This is a genomic window from Pseudoalteromonas luteoviolacea CPMOR-1 (assembly GCF_001625685.1).
Classification (GTDB): Bacteria; Pseudomonadota; Gammaproteobacteria; order Enterobacterales; family Alteromonadaceae; genus Pseudoalteromonas; species Pseudoalteromonas luteoviolacea_K.
The window spans coordinates 81,957-107,623 of the sequence record NZ_AUYC01000062.1 but is presented as its reverse complement, the minus strand read 5'-3'; the positions used below and the strand labels follow the sequence as shown (position 1 = coordinate 107,623).

The window sequence follows — 25,667 nt, the reverse complement described above, 5'->3', positions numbered from 1 at the left end:
TTAAACGTTAATTTTCTCAAACAAAAGGCCTTAAATAAGGAACGTCAATTCTAATACTTTAGTTTATATAATTTAACGCTTCTGGAAACTTGGTAAATAACACTACTTTTTTCAGATACATACCACCTTGCATCTCAACAAATGGCAATGAATCCCCTTTTATTTGCTGCCATAAACTTTCATATGGCTTTCTAATACGAATTGGCAACGCATATTCTTGTTCTGTATGCTCTAGTATCTTAGCGCCTTTACCATAAGGAAAAGTCACAAACTCTGCTTTAAACTCAATTTCTTGATTGTGTGCCAGACCGAGTACCTGTTCTAACTTGGTGTATGTGGTGCTAAATTGCCACCCTGTTCTACCTGGAAAAATTTCTATCTCCGAGGTTAATAAGCTAATTTGATAATCAGTTATGCGTTTAAATGTTTGCTCCCCTTTACTGATATTTCTCCAATACATTCGAATATCAGCACCATCTTTTTTGTTTACCATGGGCGCAAAAAGCTGGTATTTGACTGTCCCGACGCTTGACGTGACTTTAAACTGCGGAGCATACAGGGCATTGTACAAATCATGGATAGCCAACTCGGGGTTATCCTTCCATAGTGATGCACGCATTGTAGACTGATTACCATCGTCATCTTTAAATCGGGTTTTATAGGTCCCCCAATGGCAAGCTTCTAACCAGCCTTCAATTGGTGCTTCTGAAAACGCCCACACCACACCAGCGCCAATTAGCAATAATAATAAACCTACAATTGCCAGCGCAGGTGCTAACACAGCTACGGCAGCCCCTTGCAAACTGGTGGTGAAGACAGCCCCAATAGCAATAGCCGATGACAAAGTCATGCCCGCAAACCCTGTCATCATTAACCCATGGCCTATGGCCTGAGCGGTATCTCCTCTTCCAAGCGTCCCCCGCATGTTGTAAAACGATACATAGGCGCTCACAGCACTGGCTAAAAATGTTGCGGCATTGCCAAGCAAACCAAAGTACACTCCAAATTTTAGCTTTGAGACCAACCAAACACGCTTCTTGAAAGCGCTCGCTGGCACAGGTTTATTCCTAAGTACCGCATAACTTTGTTTCACTGATGGTAGCCCCATACGCCTTTCAACCATATTCAGGCCAATATTCCCTCCAATATCTATCGCATCTAGCCATGCAGATAAACGATCTAGAGGAGTTGATGAATCATCACTGAGTACATCGAATAAGTTCGCAGCCTCTAAGATACCTACAGCAGGGAGTATTCCCTTTAATAAGCCATCAAACTTTTCAGGATGAATATTCATTGAGGCCATCTTGTTTAATGCACTATTGTCACTCCTCAGACCTTTGAGCTCCCAATCTTTTTCCAATTCACTAATTTTCTTATCTTTTATATCAAGTTCAATATTTTTCTTAGCCTCTTCAAGCCCCTCAATGGCACTCACATCCAAAACTAATAACTTCTTTTTCAGGCTTGCTTGACCACTTTTAATTTCAGCTTGCTGCCTCTCTATCGCATCAAGTATCTCATCTAATGCCCCATCCAGCGCTATCATTTGGTCAATTCTAGATTGCACGCTGTGCAACTTATTCATTTTTAAAGTAACCGTTGGCTTTCGAGTTTTTTGTTCCTTATATGCATCATCAAATCGTTCAGCCAAACGTCCAAGTTTTTCAATGCGCTCTTCTGCACGCTTTGCTCGATCTGTAAAGTTTAAAGGAAGCTTTCCATCTGGCAGTTTATTTGAGTAATAATCACCTACATCAATCTCAATTTCTTGAAGCAAGTCTCCAGTAGCGACTTTAGCTAAATGTCTGAATCGCACATATGGGCGCAAATGTACTTTGACATTCCTAAAATCAACTTTTTCATGCGGCATGCTGGCAATACGCATATTTTTTACACTTTGCTGCGCACGAATAATTTGAGCCTGTGCTTTCGTATGACCATCGTGTAGCGCATCAAGTTCTTGTATCCTGTCTTGTAAATAAAGCTCTAACTCCTGAGGGAATGCTTTGCGGCCTTTAATTCCCATAGCCTCTTCCAATGCCTCACGAACTTCATTGTGGGCACGTTTTATCTCTTTAATTTCGTCATTCTTAGATTTAATGTCTTTTTCGAGTCCTTTTATTTCATTATCCAAATCTCTGATTTGGTCTTTTAATTTAGCCTCCTGTTCATTTCGATCTGCTGTACGAGATTTTAAATTCGTTCCAGCACCACCTACGGCAAAAAAACTTGCTGGCGCAGCGAAACTAATCGCCAGCACCCCCCAAATCATTTGCGAAGCACGGCGCCAAAATTCGCGCTGCTCGCCAGACAGTAAGCCTTCGTCTATGTCTTGCTGAATTTGTTGCTGTAATTCAACTGAAAAAACCGTATCGAATGGGTCACTGCTTTCTCTGCGCGCGCACTCATAATCGCTCAATGCGGTGCCGGTCTTTTTCGGGTACATCAGTGCCGTCAGTTTTAAGCTGTTGGCTGCGTTTTCAGTATCTAGGGGATGCGTGCCCAGTACTTTTAACATCAACTCTTGGCCCATGTCCTCTTCGTCGATTTGCTTGGCAGCCCTAAAATCTGAGTCATGTATTAAAAAGCTTTCAATTAAGGTTTTGGTGAGATCGGTGTAAGGCGCGGTGACATCGCTTATCAGCTCATACACAAAGTTACGTCTTACATCTTCGTAATAGCCGTAGTCCTTCACCGCTTGGTAAAAACTCATTGGCGCGTCTTCGCGGGTGATATGGTCAAAGCCAAATGACTTTTGCACATTGATGGCGCGGGCAGAGGTCAGTGCCTGTTCGGTTTTTAAGTAGCGTCTAAACTCATACTTTGAAAAACCAGCGCGCACCCAGCTTTTGTAGTTTTGTGCCATGTCTTGCTCATGCTCAGAGACCGACATGCCAAGGTCTACTTTTTGCTGGGTGGTATTGGGAAACGCAAAAAACTGCGACTGAATGGTGGTCGCCAGCACATGTTTAGAAATGTTTTTTTGCTCTGGTGCAAAGTCTTCAAAATCATCGGGGGTGAGGGGCGCGCCTTTGATAGACTCCATCGATAATTGCTGGATGTTTTTACGCTCTGAGACGATTTCAGCGGCAAGGTAACGGGCCACGCCGATTGGGTCTTTTAATACCGGGCGGTGCAGGCCATTTTTTGGCATACGCGGCAGCGGGATGTGCTGTGGCGCCTCATCATTGCTGTAACCTTGTGCATAGTTACCCAATTTATCAAGCACTTGCATACGTTGGCTGCGGCGCTCGCTGGCGGCGCCATCATTGGTGCCCGGCTGAACTCTTGGGCCATAGTTTAAGCGCGGATCGTTTTCACTCATGCCGCCAAAAGCTTCAATTTGTCGCCAGCACCACTGGGTTTCACTGAATGCAATTTCTACTCGGCATGGCTGACCATACAATTTGTTGGGCACCAAAACTTGCTTAAGCTGCTCACCCGTTGCCACGCGCTCACCAACTTGGCCGTGCTCATCAATGCGCCACGCTTGCGGGCCTTTTTGGTACGCGAGGTTCACATCTTTAAAATAAGAAATGTCTTCTTCTTCGTGCTCTGTGACTTCAAGCTCGCGCCATAAGTGGCCATCTACATAAATGTATAAATATCCGGGTCTTAAGTTCGTTAGTTTGCGCTCAGCGGCGCCATCAGGGGTGCACTCACACAAGGGGTAAATGTACACCAACTCAACATCGGCGTTATTATTGTTTTGTGTGGTGTTGGCAAAGCCCAGCGGAATTTTGTAAAAACCGGTTTTAGCCTGATCTTCGCTGTAATCTTTGATCATCAATGAGACTTGCTCTGAGTCACTGGCATAGCCTTCAAACACCAATTCGCGATAAGCGCCTTGCTCATTGACGCTAGTGGGAGCTGTACTTGTCATCCGATCCTGATCCTTTCCTGTGCATTACTGATCCCCGATACCACCAAGGTGATGTTTTTATCACCCTCTTGCGGTGCTGGGGTAGGGCGGTTTTCAACGCTGAGCCGCTGCACTGGCATACTGCCTGACTGCATTAATGGCGAAGGCGGGGTATTTTTGTTATTCGATATCATGATGTCCCCTTGGCGTACCGCTGGCTGGTTTTCAATAAACACATTGAATGAGCCCAACATAAACTCCGCTTTGCCTTCGGTCACGCCGCTCATAATGCCTTTTTTGTCACCGGGTTGATCGCCTGTGCTCTCGGTAAATTCGCTATCTCGAGTCCCTGCTGGATTGCCGTTAATTTTCACTGAACTGGCGGTGTTGGTGATGTCATCGGTTTTTGCCACATTGCAATAGGGAATGGGCACCACAGGAATGCCTATGGTGGTTAAGCAAATATCCAAACTCATCAGTTTGCCTTTGCTTTCAACATGGACTGCGGAGCGGCCATTGATCAGTACATTTTTCCCACTGGCCATGCGCACTTGTTGCTCGTTTGCCTCTGTGTCTTTAGTTATCTCACTTTGCTCACCGGCCTCCCAGCCAAGTTCTTCGCTGGCAAGGCGTAATAAGGCATCGGCATCGTTCACTGGCTTGTTAACGTCCATGCCCGTTACAGGCTCGATGTGTGGCAAGATGGGCTGATTGGCTTCTTCATCCCATTCTGGGGGCGGAATAATGTAATCAGGAATAAACTCTGTGATCAGGTCCCCCAAAGTATGGTCACTATATTTGGGCCTATCTATTTCGTCACGAAATGCGCTTTCGCCACTGCTTTTATCAGCAAATATCGCCACGCCACTGGCTTGGCCTAGTGCGCTATTGCGCTTTGCCGCTGCGGTTAAGCCCAGTAAAACAGGGTTATTATGACGCCAAGTTTGGCTGCCGCCACTGCGCAGCTCTGCACTGGTGGCATCAATGTCATATTGTACCGTTCCGGCTTGCTTTCCTTGGCCGGCATTAATGTAACTCATCATCACTCCTTGTCAGTTGCCAAAGTTGTGGCTGAGTGTGCTCAACTATCAACCACACTTTGGGGGACGTGTACTGAATGGGTAAATCTAAATAGGCAAAACCAAGTACCAAAGCCATTAAGGTTTGCGCGACCCCAGCATGGCCACATAACCTGCCCGGCTCTTTTAATTTAATCAAAGAGGCGGATCCGTTGCTGTACGACTGCGTTGCCACTTGATACAGATGACAGCTGGCATCAAACCACATGTTGTGCCACGCCTTGGTGCTCGCCATATTGGAAATATAAATGTCTTTTAAGTCTGCTTTTACTTGTTTTAACTGGCTTTTTAACGAATTATTGCTGCTTTTTAAGCGCATGGCTTGCTTGTTTTTACCGAGCAGTAACGCACAGGCACCTTCGCTCATGATCATGCCTTCAGTACCATCTTGGCGCTGTAGCTTGTCTTGCCAATCACTGTCATACAAAATTTCATGCCCTGTACAGGCATCTGCCGCCACCACCACAGTGCCATCGGGTAGGGTTAAATCAATATCGTCACTTTGACTTATCAACACATCTTGTAACTCGCATTGCTGGCAAAGTGCGCTGAGGGCTTCATCATTTATTAACGGATCTGTGCCTTGCTGAGGAAGCACAAAATGAATGCGGTTAGACCATGCGATGGCACCCGTTTTTTCTCCTCGCAGCAACGCGGGAATGGCCAACCTTGTCATCAAGTCGCCCAGCATCAATTCAATACGGGCAGCGCGCGGTAAATTGGCCAAAGGCCCAAGCTTGGCGACAATGGCTTTCGCCATGCCTTCTTCTTCCTCTAGATTACTGGTGGCGGTAAAAGTCATGCCATTTTCAATGGCACTATAAAATGCGCTCAAGGTGGTGCCCGACGTATTAATATGGCCTAAATAGCTGATGTAGCGTTCGCTGCTCATACGCTTGACTCTGTATCCGGTAGTGGTGTTTGCTCTGGCATGACTATCAAGGTATCCATTGGATGGATCCCGTCTTGTTTCACCGTGGTGCGCCATAGCAAAGAAAACTGCTGAGTACAGGTGTCGAGAATTAAGCTATCACACACCATATTTAACGGCGTTTGCATTGCGCCACGCATCATCACCAACTCAGGTTTGATATAAGGCAGTTCAAAAGTAACTTTTTGTCCATAAGGCAGACCCTTAGTGAGGCCGCTCAATGCGATTGTGGTATGTGGCTTTAAGGTGCAAGGCAAACACTGATCCGCTGGCGCATAGTTATGATAATTGGCGCATAGCGCTTCAACATATGGGTAATCACCAGCAATCACGGCCTGAACATCTAACTCAGGTTGCAGTTCCAAACGCGGTGACCAAAAATGTGGAATGGGTGCAAAACTGGCAACCGGTGTGGTATCTCGCGGCTTTCTTAACACCTGATCAGCATACTCCACTTGCGGTAATAGCTGCCCGATACCATCTCGGTTTCTGAGCTTAAAGCCACGACCTAAGGGGTTTGCTCTATCCATGATTTGTGGCTTATTGGGAGCTTGCCCACCAAACGCCACAGCATAATTAAGCTGAATAGGTGTGAGCGGCTGCAAATCTTTTGCTATAGCGCCGAATAAAGACCAACGCCAGCGACGCTCTCCAGTCACTCGCAAAGTTTTATTCATTAATACGCCATATTCATTAATTAGCTCAACACTCACTTCCATCACATGCGCTGCGCGATCTGTTGGCGGAAAGCAAGTTAAATGACCGTACCATTCAAACCCTTGCTTAAATGGCACCATATCATTGGCGGCAATCAACTCACAGAGGGCTCCCTCCCCTTGGTAACCATCACCCATTGTGATGTCAGGACCCGAAAGCTCAACACTCACCTCGCCTTGATTGCTGTATTCAAAGTTTTGTTTTACCACCACCACATAACATGGCTGAGAATCTTTGTCCCAGCTCGGAGCGATTTCAGCAAACCATGCTGAGTCATTCACTAACATCCGTTGTTCTCCTATCAATAAACTGCCAGTGCCTTGGTGTACATGGTAAGAAGTACAACATGGCGGCGATTTTTTGTTCGTACTTAGCAGCCACCAGCTTTTGTACTAATGCTCCATTAAATTGCTGCGTCAATTGACGCTCATAAGTCACAAAGCTTTTTCCTTGCAACAGAAACTCGCCTTGCCCCTGTAATAACGCTTGTCGATGAGTCTCAGCCTGTTTTACACACGGGATCTGTAAGCTTGTCTCAAGTTGTCCCTCCCCTTTTGCCAAACTGATGGCCGCCACCAACTTAAGCTCTTTTTCTGTGAGTATTTGCCATGCTTGATAAGCTGGCTGACTCATAGGCTGCTTGTCGAGCCAATTGACTAACAGTTTGAGCGTTTTTTTATGAGTAAAGTGGCTAAGTACATGGGCACTGTGCAAGGGGTAATGCTCACAAAATGCCACACAGGCATCTTGCCAATCTGGCAGCTGTGCAATACCTGCAAGGCAAAGTAGTTGCGCCTTATGCTCCGCCTCATCGGTAGCACTGAAGGTTTTTAATAACTGCGCCGAAAATTCGTCATGTGCAAACAGCCACATGTTGACTAACGCCGCATGAACAAACTCAAAATGCGTGCTTTGCAGGGCTTGCTGAAGCTGTAAAGCATTTAACGGCTGACCTGCAAACGCCAATCTCACTAACCAAGGCTCTGGCATTTCAATACTGGTCAGCATGGTCTGGCGCTCAGCGTCACTAAAATCGCTCAGCCACGCTTGTGCACTCATTGCAAACAGCGCACTTGCGCCGCTTTGACGCCAAATGGGCAGATCTGTACTGGGCACCTTGGCCTCTGCCAGCCACATTGCTAAAAAAGTATCTAGCCAAGGGGCTTGTTGCGCGTTTTGTTCATGCCAAGGCAATAGCGCCTGCCAATCGGCTTTAATCATGACATTGAGTGCTTGCTCATCTAACCATTCAAACTCGCTGGGCTGTGCTTGTGCCAACGTGTAAACATGGTTAACCAGAAAGTAGTGCAAATCATCAAACCTGTGTTGACGTACAATCCCTGACTTTTCAAGCTCGCAAAGCTGTCGCCACAACTTTTTTATCTGTTGCTTGTGAAGTGGTACCTTGGTGACTGCTGAAAACATACCTATCCTGCTAGTTCAATCTAATTGGCCAGCCCTGCAGGCTCAGATCTTTTTTGGTTTCAGCGGATAAGCTATCGCCTTCCAGTAAAATCGAACCATCGCCATAAATCTCAATCGAGCCTTTAGGCGTTTTAATGCAAATGCTTTGGTCGGCTTTAATGCTCACTTTGCCTCGATTATCATCAAACTTGGCACATGGAAAACTGCCGCTGGTTGCCAGTTTGCCAATCACCACTGGCTCTTTAATGCTAAGTAGCACCACTTGATCGCCTTTTTGAGCACGCGACACACTTTCCAGCTGACCGACCACATCGACCTCTCGGCCACTGTTGGCCAGCATCACACTGACTATTTTGCCCACCTCATCCACCAGTAATACGCTGGCCACCAACTGACTGGCCGCAGGTAAATACGCCAAATTATGACTGTGCACTTCCCATCTCCTCTTAATTGTTCGCTAATGCATTGCCAGAAATAGAAATGTTGCGCGCGCTTAAGGTCAGGTTGGTGCCATTAATGGTAATGTTGCCAGCCCCATCAATTTCGATGCTGCCACGCCCTTGTACCAATTGAATAGACCCCTGACCTTGCGTTGATAACGTCAGGTTATTACCACTACTTAAGGTAATTTCACCGGCGTTTGCGCTCATTTCGATGTTGCCTTCCAGGCTGTGAACATTGATCTCTTGGGCTGCTTCCATACTCAATGCTTGTGTTGCTTCGAGGTCAATATCGCCATCCGTTGCTTGAATTTTAAAGTTTAAGTCCGCGGTTAAGCGGATCCCCCGCGCACCGTGCAGTTCAAGTTCTGCATCTGTACTTTGAATCGCAATGCGATCTGCGGCTTTGACTGTTAGCTCGTCAGAGGCGGTGACATTGAGGTTGCCACCCGCTTGCATGGTCAGATCTTCTTGCGCCTGCAAGCGCATTTCTCCCCGACTAGATTGCAACATCACCTTTTCTTGTCCATCGGTTGCATCTAACAGCAAGCTATTGTCATCACTGGCCGTGGCCACTTTAATTTTGCGCTCTCCCTCTTTGTCACTCATCACCAGCATATTGCCAGCACGGGTAACAATTTTGTTTTCATAGGGATTATTGCTGCTCACAGGGCTTGGGGCTTGGGCGTTATAAAGCGCGCCTAAGATCACCGGACGATCCAAGTCGCCATTTTCTCCACACACTAAGACCTCTGTGCCTTGGGTGAGCGGAAAGTGCATCCCATGGCCTTGACCACCATAGGTTTGTGTTAATCGGGTTGGTCTGCTTTGCTGGCCTTCGCCATCTTGGTTAAAAGGCAGTTTGACTTGATATTGACCTGTCTCATCAACCTCTTGCTCAATGGTGGCGTTAAAGGTAGCAAAAACCCGCCTTTTTGGTCTGGGCTGGGCACAATAATCTTGCGCAATTGGCAGTAACACGGCCTGATTTTTATAAGTCAGCCCAGTAACTTTGCTGCCATATGCCACGCTGCCAGCCTGACACCCTTGATGGGACACATGAGTCACTAAGTATTCACCGGAATAACTGGGATGATCTGTGACTGTTAAGCACACGCCCGGGCGTAATGCACGGCAGTCCGTATCTGCGATCAGGGTTTCTCGCTGGCAATCTAGGCTGCGTTGATGCACTTCAGCTAAGTCATTGCCATCGCCATCACTGGCCAAGTTGTCACCAAAATGCGCGCTTTCGCCAAAACCGCTGATGTCTGTGTTATTGCGGCTACTGCCCTGTATCTGGGCGCCACGCTCGTAATGGCTGTCGTAATAGCGCACTTGCTCGCTGAGCATGGTGGCTTTTTTAGAAAACGCGAACACGCTTTCGCATGTGCGCACCTGCCCGCTTGGTGAAACAAAAGGCAAGGTGATCTCTTTAAGCGGTCTGGCAAATTTATCGCTCGACTCACAAATAGCCAGCTTGGCAATGCCATAGTCCGTTTCTCGCCAGCCATATACATAGCCGTATCGGCGCATCAAACGTGTGATAAAGTCGTAATCACTTTCATCATATTGCACCACCATATCAAGCGTTGGGCCGCTGACTTGTAAGTCGAGCTGAGCCGATGGGAAATCACACTTTTGCAGCACGCTTTGGATGATCTGTCCGGGGTTCATATCGGTAAATATCCGGTTTGAACGGTGCTGCTTAAGCTTTGCCAGGCCTGATTGCAAAGTTAAGGTATACACATACCCCTGATGAGACTGACCATGGCAAATATAGTTGGTTAAAAATCCGGTCACGGTGAGATCTTCAGTGCTCCACGCAATGATCAAGCTGATGTCTTTGCCGATCAATACATCCGGCTCCACCAGCTCTTCGCTCAGTACCTGTATGTCAAATATGCAATCATCACACAAGGCATCAAGATCCGCTTGAAAGGATTGCACCTGAAACAGCGCATCACTCAGTCCCGCAATTGTCACCCCAAAGTGGCTTTCATCGGCGCCGGTCAGTTTTCCCGCATCTAGTCCAAACATGGTGCTGCTCCTTCAGTTAGGCCAGATCGGCAAATACAGCTTCAATTTGCCCGTCATCATTTAAGGTTAAAGTCAGCAGATCTGGCATATCTTCTTCACTCAAAAAGCCTAAAATTGAGCGGGCAACCCCCGGCAATATTTGCTGTTCTATGGTGGCATTAACCAAGCGAGCGCCGCTGTCAGACAGCGCACATTGCTTTGATAAATGGCTCAATACACTCTGATCAACCCGCAGTGTAATTTGATGATTCTCACTTAAGCGCGCAGCCACTTTCTCCAGCTTTAAGGCGACAATATTCTCTAGTGCATCGCTGTCTAGCGGCTTAAATGGGATAACCTGCATACGCGCCAATAATGCAGGCGCAAAATGATTCAGTAGCTCAGGCTTAATCAAGTTATTTAGTTCAGATAGGCTTGGCATGGTCCAAGGCATTTGCAACTCTTCGTCGCAGCCTTCGTCAGCGGTTGGCGTCTCATCTGCTTGCTGGTTTAACAAACCTTGCGCTTCATTGATGGCTTTGGCTAACACGTCTTCGTCGTCTTTATTTGGCGCACGGCACGCCTTGGCGATTTGCTCAGCGGCGATATTAGAGGTCATGATGATCACGGTATTTTTAAAATCGATTTCGCGGCCTTCGCCGTCGCGCATCATGCCCAGTTCAAACACCTGATAAAACATGTTTAATACATCTGGGTGGGCTTTTTCAACTTCATCAAGCAGCACCACAGAATAAGGACGCTGGCGCACCGCTTCGGTCAACACACCGCCCTCACCATAGCCCACATAACCCGGTGGTGAGCCCTTAAGCTGCGACACCGTATGTGACTCTTGGTATTCACTCATATTGATGGTGGTTAAAAACTTATCACCGCCAAATAGCACATTGGCTAAATGTCGAGCGGTTTCTGTTTTTCCAACCCCAGATGGGCCACTGAATAAAAATACCCCAAGCGGGCCTGAGGATGCCGACACCCCAGCTTTGGCCACACGCAGTGACTGCGCCAGCGCACTGAGCCCTTGCTCTTGACCAACTACCTGCGCACCTAAGCTTTGCTCAAGCGCAAGGAGATTTTGCAGCTCATCTTTGACCATATTGCCCACTGGGATCCCCGTCCAGTTAGCAATAACTTGTGCCACGGTATCTTGATCAACTTCGCAAAAGACCGCATTGCCCTCTTCGTTTAACGATTTCAATTGGCGGCGATATTCTGGTAATTGGCTTTGCTGTGCACTGGCAATCGAGGCATGGGTTTCTAATTGCTCAGCGCGGCGCGCTTGCATTGCAGCGAGCTCTGATTGCGCTTGGTCAAGTTCAGCGGCTAACTCTGTACTGACCACATCGCTCTCAATGCCCAGCTCTGCCTCTTGCTCTAATCGCGTCAAACGCTCGGTTAAATAGGTGACACGCTCTTGGGCGTTGTCGATGATCACAGGAGAGGTCGCGGCGCCCATTCTCACTGCTGCCGCCGCAGTGTCGAGTACATCAATGGCCTTGTCTGGCAACTGTCTGCCTGTGATATATCGCGCCGATAAACTCACTGCCGCTTCAATGGCGCTGTCGGTAATATGAATTTGATGGTGTTGCTCGTACTTTTCTTTAATGCCACTCAACATCAGTTTGGCGTTGTGCTCGCTGGGCTCGTCTACTTTAATCAACTGAAAGCGTCTTTCAAGGGCGGCATCGCGCTCAAAATACTGTTTGTACTCGCTCCAAGTGGTGGCCGCCAGTGTACGCAGCTCGCCTCGTGCCAGTGCGGGTTTCAGTAAGTTCGCCGCATCGCCCATGCCGGCGTCGCCACCAGCGCCGATCAAGGTATGCGCTTCATCAATAAAGAGAATAATGGGCGTGCTGGATGACTTCACATCGTCAATCACTTGCTTTAAACGGCGTTCAAACTCGCCTTTTACCCCAGCACCCGCTTGCAGCAACCCCATATCTAACACCATGATCCGGACACCCACCAATTCATCTGGCACCGTTTTGGCAACGATGCGCTGTGCAAGGCCTTCCACCACCGCCGTTTTGCCGACCCCTGGGTCGCCGACAAAAATCGGGTTATTCTTGCGCCTTCTACACAACACATCGATTGCCAAACGGATCTCTTCGCTGCGCCCTAGTACCGGATCAATGCCGCCACTGGCCGCTTTTGCAGTTAGGTCTTCACAAAATGAGTCCAATGCCGTTCGCTCTGCATCTTGACCATTTTGCTGCAAAGTGGTCGCTCTGCCCGTATCCACAGGTTGAAACGCCATGCGCTCAGTCGAGCCTTTGCAAATTTTATCGAGATTGTCTTTTAAAAAGTGAATATCAAGCTTATCAAGCTCTCGTGCTAATCCAAATGCAGGGCTAAACGGGACGAGATCTTTAAACGCATCAAGCAAGGCAGCCCCAGTGATCCACTCACTGCGATGCTTCACATTGGCTGTGAGCCAAGCACGCTCTAATAATTCATATAAACGGCGGGAAAATACAGGTTTGCCCTGATTAGCTGCGTCTTGTTGATTAATAAAGCCGAGCGCTTCGTGCCACAGAGTATCTTGGTCAATTTCAAAAAAAGGCAGAATTTTAGCCACATCACCTTCGTGGTGATCTTCCATCAGCTTAAGCAGTAAATGTTCAGGCAAGACTTCATAGTGCTGGCGGCTAGCGGCAAAGCCTGCCGCTGCTTCAAGCGCGCTTGCGGTATGTGCGTTTAATTTATCAATAAGTTGCTTAATGCCTGTCGCGTCCATTTTATTTCCTTGCGATTTAAAATTATTCTGACTCTTTCCTACTTCAGAGCGCGCTCTGAAGACGCCTATTTATGACTGATAATCACTGTCTAAAAAGTTTCTTTGCGCAATGTGCGCTTCTACAATGCCCATACAACTGCTGATGCCAAGCTCACATTCCCCCAAGGGCACTGGATGTTGCTCTTTCACCTCAATTAAAATTTTGACCTGCCATGCCATTTTGCTGCCGGTATGCCACGCCAGTAACTTATGCATTTTTTTCCCTTCCTTGCCATTTGGAAACAACGCGCGAGCCTGTGCTTCACTCAACGGGCCAATGTCAATTTGCACACGATTACCTGTGATCAATACCTGCCCGCCCAGCAAGCTGTCTTGGCCTAATGTGACGCTATTCTCAGCGCTGATTGGTGGTTTTTCTGTGACTTCTTGCCACTCCACCATGTTGTCAGCAATTTGCAAATTCGGTTGTTTTAGCCCTTGGCGCAGCACTTGTTGCAAGCCAGCAGCACTGGTTTGGTTGGCGCTGGCTAGGTTGAGCTTGCTGCTTTCACCTTGGCTATTTTCATAAATCGCCGCCACCATTTGGTCAAACTGACGCGCGCCGACGCCCGCTAAATTGATCTGTGATTTTTTCCATGATTGGTACAGTTGGCAGTACAAAATATGATTAAAAATATCTAAAAATGCCCGCGTACGTGCGCCCATTTCTTCATCGTTAGCGGCCTGCTCAAGCAAATAATGGGGCATGGGCGCATCCACGCCATACAAGCCTAAAAATGCGGTTTCAAGCTTCAGCCTACCGCGCTGGCTGAGCAGCAATTCGCAAGCGCGAATATCCGATGCTGGAAAGCCTAATTCTTTGTAGGTGCTCACCAGTACACGTTGGCTTGCGCCTTGCTCTAACTCCCCCTCCATCGCCCAATGCTTTTCGATTAACGACATGGCCTTAAACAAACTAAATTGCCATGGCGCGTCCAGCAATGCGGCTATCGGGGCGGGCAGTTTGGCCCAAATTGGGTGTTTTTTTTGCTCTGTCATGGCTATATCTGATAACTCTCGCCGGAACTTATCTGCCAACACCAAGTGTGGTAGCTAGGTACGCATGTCACCTTGGTTTGCAAACACTCGTTAATGGGTGCATAAAGCTTAAAAAACTGATGCAATACATCACAAAAATGATAAGCATCTGACAAGCATACAAACTGCTTCTCATTGATGGTCAAATGAATTTCCAGCCCTTTCACAAACACCCCTTTTTGCAGCATTGAAATTGGCTTTGAGTGAGCATCAACAATACTGGCAATCCGACTTTGGTTTTCTGAGCGCCCTGACCAATCAAACAGCGCTAAGAGTTTTTTTAATTGGATCGGATCGGCAAGTTGAGAAAAGCGCATATTCAATAAGCCAATCAACAGCCAGTGTTTTTGCTGATTAGGGCAGTGCAGCATCTTGCTTGGACGGATCACATTTTTCATCGTCAGCGCAAAAGGGGCATTGGCTTTGGGAACATGAATGTCGCCCTCTTTTAACAGTTGCCTTGGCCACACGGCATTGTGTGCAAGGGTGCTCGCTGACAGCGTTTGCACAGCATCAATATCATCCATGGAGATCTGCACATACACCTTGGGAGCAGCGCCGCCTGTGTCTTTGGATACCAAGCTGTAAAGGTGCTTTTCATCTTCAAATACACTGGTATAACGAGACTGAAAATCAACGCTCTCTCCTGAGCTTCGGTTTTTCCCCTTGAGCTCAGTGACCTCAAAGCAAAATGCCTCTGCGGACTTTTCTTGTATTGGCGTAATAGGGTATTCGGTTTGATTGTCTAAACAGCGCATTGGCTCTGCGTCACACGCAAACAAATTGACCGCGGGCACACAGTTGAGCATGATATTCTCATGGCTGACTTTATGACCAGGTGGCAGCTTCACTTGGCTGGTTATCTCTATATCGAGGGTATTGAGGTTGGCGTCAAACTTCAAAAGGTGAAAGTTGTTTAGCTCTACAAAATAAAAGCGCTCACGGCTATTAAAGTAATCAAGCAGTAGCGCGTAGCCCGGATGGCACTGATCGCTGTTGGGTAAGATGCCAAATTCGCCATGACCAAAGGCACTGCTCACCGATGACTTAGGAAGCAACTGGGTGAGTTTGTCAAAGTGACTGCCATAACTGACTTCAATATGTTCACTGGCGTTGGTCATTAAATGATATAAGCTGGCACACAGTGGCGTGTCCCCACACAAGTAAAAACGCAAGGATTTTAACTCATAGTCACTGACCACACCTTGGCCCAAGCGCTTGAGCTTTAAACTTAACTTGGCGCCACTGTGAAACTCCTGATAATCCACCGCATACACTTCAAACGGGGCAATTGGTGTATCGGTCGATGTGGTAAAATGGCATACCACTGGGGTAGTTTTATCCCCATGGGAGCTAATTTGCGTACCCGATTCGACGGTTGTGGCCCCTTGCATCGTCATCTTAGGGGTAAATTGCATAATGGTCGTGGACGGATAATTACTCAGCATCAGCGGACACACTTGTCGCAATACTTGCTCAGAGACTTCTGGCAATGACTCATCAAGGCGCTTTTGCGTATATGCCGTCATATAGGCAACACCTTCTAATAAACGCTCAACATGCGGATCGCGGTCTTTGAGCGCATCAATATTAAGCTGCCCCGCATGCTCTGGATATTGCTGAGCAAACTCCTTACCAGCTTGTGTTAAGAGACGCATTTGCGCATCAAAATACTGTTGCATATCCATGTTTATTCGTCCTTGATCTGAGTATCTACATCGGCTTTGCCGCCTGAGGCAAAGCGGGTATTCAGTCGAATGATCTCACCGCTTTTTAGCTCTGCGCGAATATCAAAACGGATCACGCAGTTATGTTCTTTAATCTCCACAGGGCGTACAACAATATTGGCAATACGTGGCTCGTATTTTTCTATGGTTTTTTTTACTTCGTTTGCCAACGTATGTTGTGAATAAGGCAGTCCTTCGTAAATATCTTCTACATCGGGTAAACCATAATCTTCCAAATGCCCCAGCACACCGCGCCGAGCATTGAGCAACTGCGTTAGATGCTCACACACACTCAATGAGCGCGTCGCTGTTTTATTGGGGTTATATGCTTGTTGTTGAGACTGCGCCAACAGATCAAATAAAGCCATATTGCGTCACCATGGAGTTGCTTAAAAAGAGGCAAAGCACTGCTTTGCCTCTGATGAGCGGTCTTAACGACCCTCAGTCCAAGAATCAGAAAACTCAATGTTTCCGTCTAGGTAAGTCCAGGTGATACGCTTATAACGCATGTTCACTTTCTCAAGATGCGGATAACGCTCTTTGTCCAGATCTTTTACGTTGTGCATGGTTGGCGTAATAGATGTGATCTTTACATCTTCAAGCGTGTGGCGGAAATACTCGCGCTCAGTACCCGTGTCATCAATACGGTACCACTTAAGCTCTAATTGCTTTAGTGTTTGACCATTTGAACACGCTTTGTACAAATACGGTGTAGATGCATCCACAGCTTTTGTGATGATGAAAGGTTCGTGCTTACGAGTCCCTGTTAGCTCTCCTGTGTCATTGTCCGTTGGGATACGGAGCTCATGGTCAAAGTGTAAAATTTCAATTGACCCTTCACGCTCAGCCACAGTGACTGAACCTTTTACTTCATTCCCTTGGTCATCCTTTAACCACAAATACGCTGGAATTGCCATTTCTATATTCTCCTTTTAATATAAGTTGTTTCCTGATAATCAATGGCATCGCTCTAACACCGCATTGGCTGTGTTAGATCCCAAAAAAAGCGCCACGCTTCATGCCAATTTGGGAACATGTCCTGGGTTGGTTGCCGCCAACCCAGGGCAATTTCTACAACTAGAGATACCTACTTCCCTGCAAATACGTATGTCTAGATGCACACTTTTCGAACAAACCAAATAACAACGATACAACCTGCAAAGCTTGATAGAAAGCGGCTATGCCGCTTTCAAATACGCTTCACTGAACTCATGTCTGGTTTTCATTTCTCACCAGGCATTTGCCCCACCAGAGCGAGGCGTACATCAATGCCTTCAACTTGGAAGTGAGGCACCACATAGGTGCTGACTCGGTAATAACCCGGATTGCCGGGGATCTCTGCAACATTGACCTCAGCATCTTTCAATGGATGTGTCGCTATCAACGACTCATCAGGGTTGTTCATCTTAGTGACTAAAGCGCCCAACCAATCATTGAGCTGCTGCTCAAGCTCATGTCTTGGCTTGCTCGAACCGATGTTTTCGCGCTGCAATACTTTCATGTAATGGGCAATGCGCGATACCAAATAGATGTATGGCAAACGTGAGTTAATGCGGGCGTTTGAAGAGGCCTCTGGCGTTTCATAAATTTGTGGTTTTTGCGCACTGTTCGCCGAAAAGAAACACGCAAAGTCAGAGTTTTTATAGTAACTCAGTGGGATGAAGCCCTGATTCGCAAATTCCAGCTCCTTGGTTTCGGAAATCAGGACTTCTGTTGGGATCTTAGTTTCTTGACCACGGCCCGCTTCAAATGAATGCAGCGGTAAATTCTCTACGCGTCCACCTGATTGCGGCCCGCGAATGTTCACTGACCAGCCATTTTCGTGGAAGCTGCGGATCACATTGGCTGCAAAGGCAAAGGTGGCATTCCCCCACAAATAACGCTCATGATCTTCACTGGTCACTTCTTCTTGGTAATTAAAGTTACGAATTGGGTTTAAATCCCCATACGGTAAGCGCAGTAAAAATCTCGGGAACGCAAGACCGATGTAACGTGAGTCTTCAGACTCTCTAAAGTTTTTCCAGCGCTGGAACTCAGCACGCTCCATGTAAGAGCGTAAATCTTGGATCTTAGACACTTCTTCCAATGAATCCTTCAAGAAAAACTTCGAGCCAACACTGGCTAAAAATGGGCAATGTGCGGCCGCAGACACGCGCGAGATCTCTTGTAAAAGCGAGACATCCGGTGCTGAGCAATCAAATTCAAAATTAGACACCATGGTTGAAATTGGCTCGCCCCCCGGCGTGTCATATTCAGCCGTGTAGACCTGTTTGTATAACACAGACTGTGTGGTGTCTGGCGACTCTTCAAAGTCATCACGCAAGGTTTCTTTGTCTACATCTAACAGTTCAACTTTAACGTTGGCATTGTTAGGACAGCGATTAATTAAATAGCGTAAAGAGCGCCACGCCGATTCCACTTTTTGAAAGTTCTCATGGTGTAAAATCTCATCTAATTGCTCTGAGATAATACGGTCAACTTTGGCAATGTAATCATCCAGTAGCAGCTTATCGATGCGGGATACTTGCTGACCATCTGAGCTTGCCATGTCTAAAAAGACGTTGATGGCCGCAGTTAAACGCTCATTGGTATTGGTTTCAGCCAAGTTATTCGCATCTCTGAATGTATCTATGCTGATCTCACTGCCGACCGGATCAATATCCACCAAGTCACAAATTGCTTCGTATGTTGAAACCGCTTCGATTTCTTCTGCGCGTGCAGCCACATTTAGGTTTTCTTGCATATTCATAGGGTGTCCTTACTCCTGCGGTTGCTTAGGCTGCTTGTCTTGTTCAGAGGCAAGCGGTGCCAGCTCATCCAATTTCGCCTTGAGTTCATCGAGCTCAGGTTTGCTCTGTAAGATGCGCTCTAACTCTTTTCTCAGTGATGAGTTATCCAATAGGTTTGATTTCAAATCCCGTAACAAGTTACGCATCGACATCATTTTGTTGAGCTCAGGTACCTGTGCGGCAACCTGCTCTGGGTCAAAAGATTTAAACTCGTCAAACTTTAAGTTCACGCTGATATCGCCATCGCCTGCAATACGGTTGCGCACCTGAAATTGCGCCTTAGGCGAGATATCTTTGAGTACTTGTTCGAGGTTATTTTTGTCGATCGAAATACGTTCACGTTCAGCTAAGTCAGCGTCGTTTTGACCATTTGAATAGTCACCAACGACCAGCACTTTCATTGGCAGCTCACTTTTTTGTGTGGCGCCATCCGTGTCCAGCTCTAGCGCGATATTGATCCGCGCTCTGGGTATTTCTTTTTGAAATGTATCTGTCATGCTCTTCCCTATTGTTACTCTTTACGCTTTCCATAAAGAAAGGTCATCGTGTATCGATTTACACCCAGTCGATCGCTGAGCTCACTTTGGTTACCAATAGCTGCGATTCAATGGCAGCCACCTGTAAATCAAATTCATCTCCTTGCGTTTGAGACATCTCCTCAAAGCATTGCTTGGCGTAGCGCCAAACGTCCATTGCAAAATCCTCTTGCCACAAATCAAGGCGATAGGTTTGAATATCTGATAACAATTGCTGAAAAATCGGCACTGCCAAGCTGGCTCGTTCGGCTCTCAGTAGCAGTCGCCCTTGATGAAGGCGTGCACAAGCTTTATCAAAGGCCGTGTTCATCGGCTGTGCATCTATCAGCTGCAATGCTTTTTTTAGTTCGTTATTATCTACCAGCTTTTGTGCTTCACTCATCGCCGCCTGCCACTGCTGCTGGCCAGCGTCTTGGCTTTGTCCGCCTTGAAACAGCGCGTGCTCTTGAATGCGCTCACGATTTGCCGCGTTGCAAAAGTCACTGCCATCTTCATATTTCAGCTGCAACAATTTAGGAAATTGCTGCGCAATTGCCGCTAATTGCAGCTCCAACCAGCCTTTTAAAGTGGACTTTGATAGCCCTGCCAACGCATCCAAGGTGAACTTTTGTAAGTCCAAATTAAAATGCATGGCCCCTTCCATAAACAGCGCCTCTGCTTTTGCCAGCGCTTCGGTATATTCTTCGTTTGCCAGCGCGTTTTTTATTGGTGCAAATGCGGTTTCTCGAGGTGCGGGTAAGCGTGTTTTTAAATTATCGTCATGAGGCGGTAAGGCCAATGCGCCCCAGCGCACTGCACGTGCTAAGTGCATGGCTCTTGGCCAGTTTTGCTGAGCTCTGTCATGCTTTAACAAGGTGCGAACCTGCGCCATATAATCGCTGTCTGAGTCTATTGCTTGCGTTGTCACCTTAGGCGGTACCACAATAGGCTCTGCGGCCTTGGCAGCTACCGCCGCTGGCTCGGGGTCAGCGACAGGCGCTGGCTGCTCTTGCGTAACTGGTTTTGGTTCCGGTTTAGGTTCTGGCTTTGGCATCGGCTGACTGATCCTGCCTTTTTCACACCACGCCCCTAAATCTGCCAAAGGACCAGCTTGGTCATCTAAAAATGGCACAACCTCTTTGGCATAAGTTTGCAATATTTCATCGAGTGTTTGCCAATGCTCAGGGGTCGTGCCGCCAATATTATCCGCCACACTGAGCAAACGCTGCTGTTGCTGTAAGAACCACGTATGTACTGATGCCCGCGCTCGCGGCTTTTCAGGGTACAGGGCATTATCAAACTGCTTTACCAAGTCATTGAACAGCCTTAAGCTGGGCAATAAACCATTGATCCCGAACTCTTGTGTGGCTGCTAAACACAAATAAGATGCCACCCGTAAATCTTTGGTTTTTTCAGCCAGTAACTTACTAGAGATGATAAATATCTCTTTAAAATCAACTTCTGATGCGCCTGATGACGAGGCTTTCACACATTTAAAGTCATCGTCATAGCGCACATCTTCACCGCACTTATCTGGCTCAAATTCGCTCAGAAGTACGCTGTTCCATGCTTGCCAAGACGGATAACCATGTGGTTGTGTCATTACACTTTGCTCCAGCTACGCAAGGTATCAAACACACTCATATTGGTGGCTTTTGCCAGCTCTAAGGCCTTGCTTGATACCGGCTGATTGTCATTGAGCTTGGTAAAATCCATCACCGTTGAGCCTGTTGCTAAATCAAGCCAAACCGATGCAAAAAAAGAGGCAGGCACTGGTCGGCAATACACCACCAAAGACGCTGAGCAGCTGAGCTGTCCAAAATTATAAAAGCACCAAGGCTGCCAATGATTATCTGCCACTGTATTGGTGATCAAATGCAGCCAAAATGCGGCGACCAGCTTGCTGTCATCACCCAATTGTGGCATCGGTAACTTGATCCCAAATTGGCTGCGTTTGCAGCCCTGCGCCGATAAGCCTTTAAGCGCATGCATTAACTGCTCAATGAGTGCACCGCGCTGCTCAACAGTCGACAAGCCCAGTGCAAACCAGATGCGCTCAATGGGTTGCTTTCTAAGCGCTTCCATCGAGGTATTAAAGTCCAATTCCTGATCGCACATCTCACCCAAAGGCTGTAACTCATGTGCTGTTTTTTGCATCATCTCTAAAGTGCTCGCACTTTTGATCAGCTCATGATTTAAAATTAAAGAGCGAATAATGTTAAAGCGTTCATACAATAAAAACGCCGGATGCGTTTTAAAGTCCGCATTACTGCACAAAATAAATGAGCTAAATGGATACTGCCTGCCGCTTTTGTCTTGGCTTGGCTGCAATACTCCCATCATGCTGTTGTCAGCCTCACCACCGGCAATAAAAAACAGCGTTGTCAATTGGTCGTCAAAATGGCTGTCGCCTTGCAACGCACTACGGCACACATGGGCGTAGCCCTCTTGCAGCCAATGATCCATATTAATGACTTCACGCGAGTCTACGTGATACTTCACAAAATCGGCTTGTATCGGGCTTTTGCCCATAAAGCCAAAAGGCAAGCTCACGGGTACCTTGTTGGGTTTTTTATTGGAAAAAAAGCTGAACATACTCATCCTTTACTGCACCTGCTTTGCTGCTTGACTGGCCAGTTGCACACGGCCTGTGAACAAGGCTTCTGGCAAGGAAAAAGACGACATAAAATACTTGCTGAAGATACCGCTATTACGACTAGATTTAAGCGCCACCTGTACCTGAATATGTTCAGGTGCTTCGCTGCTTTCTTCTTCAGGCAATAGTAACTCCCACGTCGCCATATACTCTGTGCCTTTAACCCATTTAACACGCGCTTCGTTGAGTATTTTCAATAACGCCCATGGGCCATCTTTTTGGATCTCGATACGATTGCCTGTGCGATCCATGCCATAGATGGTGGCTTTTTCCGCTCCTGTTCTTGCGGGCCAAGTAAACCTGCGCCACTCTTCAGGTTCGTTGCGATAGCGATAGCTTTGGTCGCTATAACCTATGTAGGTTTCACGCACACCACGCTGCGCAACAGGCATCATTTGGAAACTGATCCCCACTTCAGAGCCCTCTCTTGGGAACAATGAGCGCGTTACTTTGCGCGCCTTAGTCAATTTATCCAGCACGGGCTTGTCAAAACCAAGGCCGATCCCATTCCAAGTTTTTTCTACCCACACACCGCGTTTAAGCTTTAAAAACGGTGCCAAGTTTGCATCCATAAATTCCCAAAAAATTCCGGAGTCGCGATTAAGTAGCTCAGAGATGTCCTCAACTGCGGCATCAGGCCCAGTTAAGTTAAACGGGTATTTACCTTTGAGGTTGTCCTTGTAGCTGATATACACATTGTTGTACCAACGGTCGTTCAGCTGACTTCTTGCTTCGTTCATCACGGTTTGTACACTGGCTAATAGCGGCGCTTTTAATAGTCGCTCCAGTACTTGCTTGCTATCTGGGTCAAGCGCTCTCACTTGGCTTTCTACCACCACCCACGCACTTTGCAATGCGTTCTCTTTGTCTTCACCCGTTAATAGCGAGCGTGAAAACGCCATCGCCATGAAGTCATCATCATTACTGGCTGCGATGTCTTTGATATCCGAATGGAATGCACTTAATGCACCCAAATATTGCTGCAGATAGTCTGAGATCTGTGCCTCTTCAGAGACTGAGGTATAGCGTCTTAAATCCGCGAAACGCTGTGCCAATTCAGGTACTTTTTTACTGCTTAAGCTCTCAAGCCCTTTGCTGTTGCCAAGCAAGGTATCTGACTTCACTTTATCAATGATTTTCTCACTCACACCACTGAGCTTTTCAGGCTCTTGTAACGGTGCATTACTCAAGTTTATGTTGGCGTCTATGGCCTTCATTAAATCCACCAAAGGCCCTTGCGTAGAAGACAGTTGGCCTAAGGTTAGGCTGGCTGCGTTGCTGGTATTAAATGGTCTTACTTCAACTGCATTGATGAAATCAAACCACGCCGTGGCGTACTCTTTAAAATATAACGCCCGAATAGCGCTGGCCAGTTCATTGGCTTTGGCTTCATCAATGGCGCCTTCAGCACCTGCTTGCTCAGTCCCCATCACCCAATCACCAGAAAAAGCAATGTTTGCGCGACGCTTTATCTCGCTGTATACCTCTGATTGCCATGCCTTTTGAGTAAAGACATACGGCACAGTCAACTCACTTTTCAAAAAGGTTTTATTATTTTGAGTCATCATTTGATCGAGCATCAGCTCAGGGTTGGAAACAGAGACTTTGTCCTTGATCTGCCCATAGATCACATCAGGCTGCGGATCTGTGGTTAAGTTGGCTCTGGCCTGTGCAATGAGGTGCTCCTGTGAAGCCCATACATCCAGCCCTGGCGCTTCAGTGTCTTGGCGTAATTGTGCGATGTAAAAATTAACCAAAGCACGCATTTTCTCTGTGGTTTGCGCCGTTTCATCCGCCTCGATATCCAACTCTAAGCGCTGTGCTACCATGCTCAAAATGGCATTGCTTACAAACGCATGATCTAAACGCGCAAACTCATCACTCATCATCAGCTGAAACTTCATCAAGTTGTAATAGCTGTCTCGCAGTTGCGGTTCGACACGTTTGATCACTTGTTCTTCAGCCATTTGCAAGTCTTGCCACTGAGTGTGTGAACTGGCCAAAGCCGTTGCAATTTGCTGCGCTGCAGGTCCGCCAATTAATGATTGCACGCGCTGCTGCAAAATATGTTTTATCGGTGCCTTGGTGGTGTCAGCTGAATACACACCCAATAAAAAGTACCAAGGTAACTTCTGCTCATACGCCTCGAGTGTTTGGTAGTGCTCAAACAACGCCAACACCGCATTAAACTGCTCAACCTCAGATTGATGTTCTACACTGGTGGCAATTACGTGCTTACTCAATAGCTCACCGGTATTAAGCAATTGCGTGTTATGGGTGTACGAGTTAAACAACAACCCCGACATCAAGCCAATCGCTGTGATGCTGGTGCAGATTGCCAAGCCTTTGACCCATTTTTGTATCTTGCGCTTTTTACGGTTGCCTTTAGTGAGGTCTTGCAATTTAAACATCACTTCATTGAAGACTTTATTGACAAAAAATGCGCTGGTTAAACTTTGCTGACGATACTCAAATAACACTGAGCGGAAGGTCGCCAGTTTGGTTTTAGAGCTGCGCTCAATGGGCACCCCTTCTTGCGTGCCTGAGGTAAAATAGACGCCCGCAAACCAAGGGATCTCTTGGAATGGATTTTCTTTGAATAAGATCTCAACAAACTCGCTGACCTTATCAGAAGCCGCTTTGAACTGATTTGGAAAGTCGTAAATAAGCTGTTTACGCTGGGTATCTCGCTCGCGCGTCATCTTGACTAATCTCTGCTGACACAGACGCTGATACATACTCTCCATTTCAGCATTAAAGGTGTCACAAGCTTCATCGCTGGTTGGCGTTTGATTTTTATCCAGTAAATAAGCGCCCCACGGCTGCAAGCGCTCTTGCTCTGATAGCTCGTTAAAAAACGGCTCAAATCCGCTAATCAAATCGGTTTTGGTAAACACAATATAAATCGGGAAAATAATCCCAAGTTGGTTGATAAGTTCGTCAATACGAGTGCGAATTTGCTTAACATGGTCTCGTACTTGTTCAGTATCTGAAGTTAAAATATCCGCGATACTGATGGCGACCATCACACCATTAATGGGTAGCTTAGGGCGGTTTTTCTTAAGTAATTTTAAAAATGATAGCCACTGCTCTTTGTCGCACTCTTCAGTGGTATAGCGGCCTGCCGTATCAATTAAAATCGCTTGATCTGAAAACCACCAATCACAATTACGCGTACCGCCAAAGCCCTGAATATGCATTTGATTCGATTTAGAATAGGGGAAATGCAGTCCAGAATTAGCAAACAAGGTGCTTTTACCGGTCGCAGACGGACCGATGATCATATACCAAGGCAGCGCATATAACGCCGTATTACCACGATATCCAGCGCCGAGATGAGACGCCTTTAATGCAGCCAAAGCGTCTTGCATTTTTTCTTTAATTTCGGCCACTTCCGCTTCAGAGCTGGCGTTGTGATTAGCCAGTTCTGACGCCAACTTATCACCAGAGCGCTTTGCCCACAGCCAACGCATAAACAGTACCAGCATGAAGACGACAAAAATGCCGCCCATCAGCCAAAGTCGCTGATCAACACCCCCTAAGCCAATAAAGCGGCCGCCAAACCAAGCCAAGCTCAATAAGGCAAAAAGTCCTATCCATTTGGCCGTTGCCCGTGAAGAAAAGAAATTAAGTAAGAGGTGAATTAAACCACTTTTATTAACTGAACCCGCCATA

Annotated in this window: 17 protein-coding genes; all 17 read right to left on the bottom strand. The window is 47.0% G+C overall.

Annotated features, from left to right (window positions below):
- Nucleotides 1-58: 58 nt before the first annotated feature.
- Complete coding sequence (locus N473_RS21340) at nucleotides 59-3,886, bottom strand: toxin VasX (protein WP_063369684.1); 3,828 nt, start codon at nucleotides 3,884-3,886, stop codon at nucleotides 59-61.
- Entirely contained in the window at nucleotides 3,883-4,905 is a 1,023-nt protein-coding gene (locus N473_RS21335; RefSeq protein ID WP_063369683.1) for a DUF4150 domain-containing protein, read from the bottom strand. Before N473_RS21335 ends, N473_RS21340 begins: the two co-directional genes overlap by 4 nt.
- Nucleotides 4,892-5,836 carry a hypothetical protein gene (locus N473_RS21330; RefSeq protein WP_063369682.1) on the bottom strand — a complete coding sequence of 315 codons (945 nt, stop codon included), beginning with the start codon at nucleotides 5,834-5,836 and terminating at the stop codon, nucleotides 4,892-4,894. Before N473_RS21330 ends, N473_RS21335 begins: the two co-directional genes overlap by 14 nt.
- Nucleotides 5,833-6,879, bottom strand: coding sequence for a DUF2169 domain-containing protein (locus N473_RS21325; protein ID WP_063369681.1), 1,047 nt, complete (start codon nucleotides 6,877-6,879; stop codon nucleotides 5,833-5,835). Before N473_RS21325 ends, N473_RS21330 begins: the two co-directional genes overlap by 4 nt.
- Nucleotides 6,866-8,017 (bottom strand): hypothetical protein, encoded by a 1,152-nt coding sequence (locus N473_RS21320; protein WP_063369680.1) that lies wholly within the window; start codon nucleotides 8,015-8,017, stop codon nucleotides 6,866-6,868. Before N473_RS21320 ends, N473_RS21325 begins: the two co-directional genes overlap by 14 nt.
- A 10-nt stretch (nucleotides 8,018-8,027) precedes the next feature.
- Nucleotides 8,028-8,450: a hypothetical protein gene (locus N473_RS21315; RefSeq protein WP_063364373.1), complete on the bottom strand. Its 423-nt coding sequence runs from the start codon at nucleotides 8,448-8,450 to the stop codon at nucleotides 8,028-8,030.
- 13 nt (nucleotides 8,451-8,463) lie between these two features.
- Entirely contained in the window at nucleotides 8,464-10,494 is a 2,031-nt protein-coding gene (locus N473_RS21310; RefSeq protein ID WP_063369679.1) for a type VI secretion system Vgr family protein, read from the bottom strand.
- Between the two features lie 16 nt (nucleotides 10,495-10,510).
- Nucleotides 10,511-13,228, bottom strand: coding sequence for a type VI secretion system ATPase TssH (tssH, locus tag N473_RS21305; RefSeq protein ID WP_063369678.1), 2,718 nt, complete (start codon nucleotides 13,226-13,228; stop codon nucleotides 10,511-10,513).
- Nucleotides 13,229-13,297: 69 nt separating this feature from the next.
- The gene (tssG, locus tag N473_RS21300) at nucleotides 13,298-14,266 is read right to left on the bottom strand and encodes a type VI secretion system baseplate subunit TssG (protein WP_063369677.1); all 969 of its coding nucleotides are present in this window, start codon (nucleotides 14,264-14,266) and stop codon (nucleotides 13,298-13,300) included.
- Nucleotides 14,267-14,268: 2 nt separating this feature from the next.
- Nucleotides 14,269-15,993 carry a type VI secretion system baseplate subunit TssF gene (gene tssF / locus N473_RS21295; RefSeq protein WP_081221335.1) on the bottom strand — a complete coding sequence of 575 codons (1,725 nt, stop codon included), beginning with the start codon at nucleotides 15,991-15,993 and terminating at the stop codon, nucleotides 14,269-14,271.
- A gap of 2 nt (nucleotides 15,994-15,995) precedes the next feature.
- Entirely contained in the window at nucleotides 15,996-16,400 is a 405-nt protein-coding gene (gene tssE / locus N473_RS21290; protein WP_039610626.1) for a type VI secretion system baseplate subunit TssE, read from the bottom strand.
- Between the two features lie 63 nt (nucleotides 16,401-16,463).
- Nucleotides 16,464-16,949, bottom strand: coding sequence for an Hcp family type VI secretion system effector (locus tag N473_RS21285; protein WP_039610625.1), 486 nt, complete (start codon nucleotides 16,947-16,949; stop codon nucleotides 16,464-16,466).
- A 305-nt stretch (nucleotides 16,950-17,254) separates the two neighbouring features.
- Nucleotides 17,255-18,781, bottom strand: a complete 1,527-nt coding sequence (gene tssC, locus N473_RS21280; protein ID WP_063369676.1) for a type VI secretion system contractile sheath large subunit — start codon at nucleotides 18,779-18,781, stop codon at nucleotides 17,255-17,257.
- A 9-nt stretch (nucleotides 18,782-18,790) separates the two neighbouring features.
- Nucleotides 18,791-19,318, bottom strand: coding sequence for a type VI secretion system contractile sheath small subunit (gene tssB / locus N473_RS21275; protein WP_039610623.1), 528 nt, complete (start codon nucleotides 19,316-19,318; stop codon nucleotides 18,791-18,793).
- Nucleotides 19,319-19,376: 58 nt separating this feature from the next.
- Entirely contained in the window at nucleotides 19,377-20,939 is a 1,563-nt protein-coding gene (locus tag N473_RS21270) for a TssA family type VI secretion system protein (RefSeq protein WP_063369675.1), read from the bottom strand.
- Complete coding sequence (gene tagF, locus N473_RS21265) at nucleotides 20,939-21,931, bottom strand: type VI secretion system-associated protein TagF (RefSeq protein WP_063369674.1); 993 nt, start codon at nucleotides 21,929-21,931, stop codon at nucleotides 20,939-20,941. Before tagF ends, N473_RS21270 begins: the two co-directional genes overlap by 1 nt.
- Nucleotides 21,932-21,940: 9 nt before the next feature.
- Nucleotides 21,941-25,666 (bottom strand): type VI secretion system membrane subunit TssM, encoded by a 3,726-nt coding sequence (gene tssM, locus N473_RS21260; protein WP_063369673.1) that lies wholly within the window; start codon nucleotides 25,664-25,666, stop codon nucleotides 21,941-21,943.
- Between the last annotated feature and the right edge of the window lies 1 nt (nucleotide 25,667).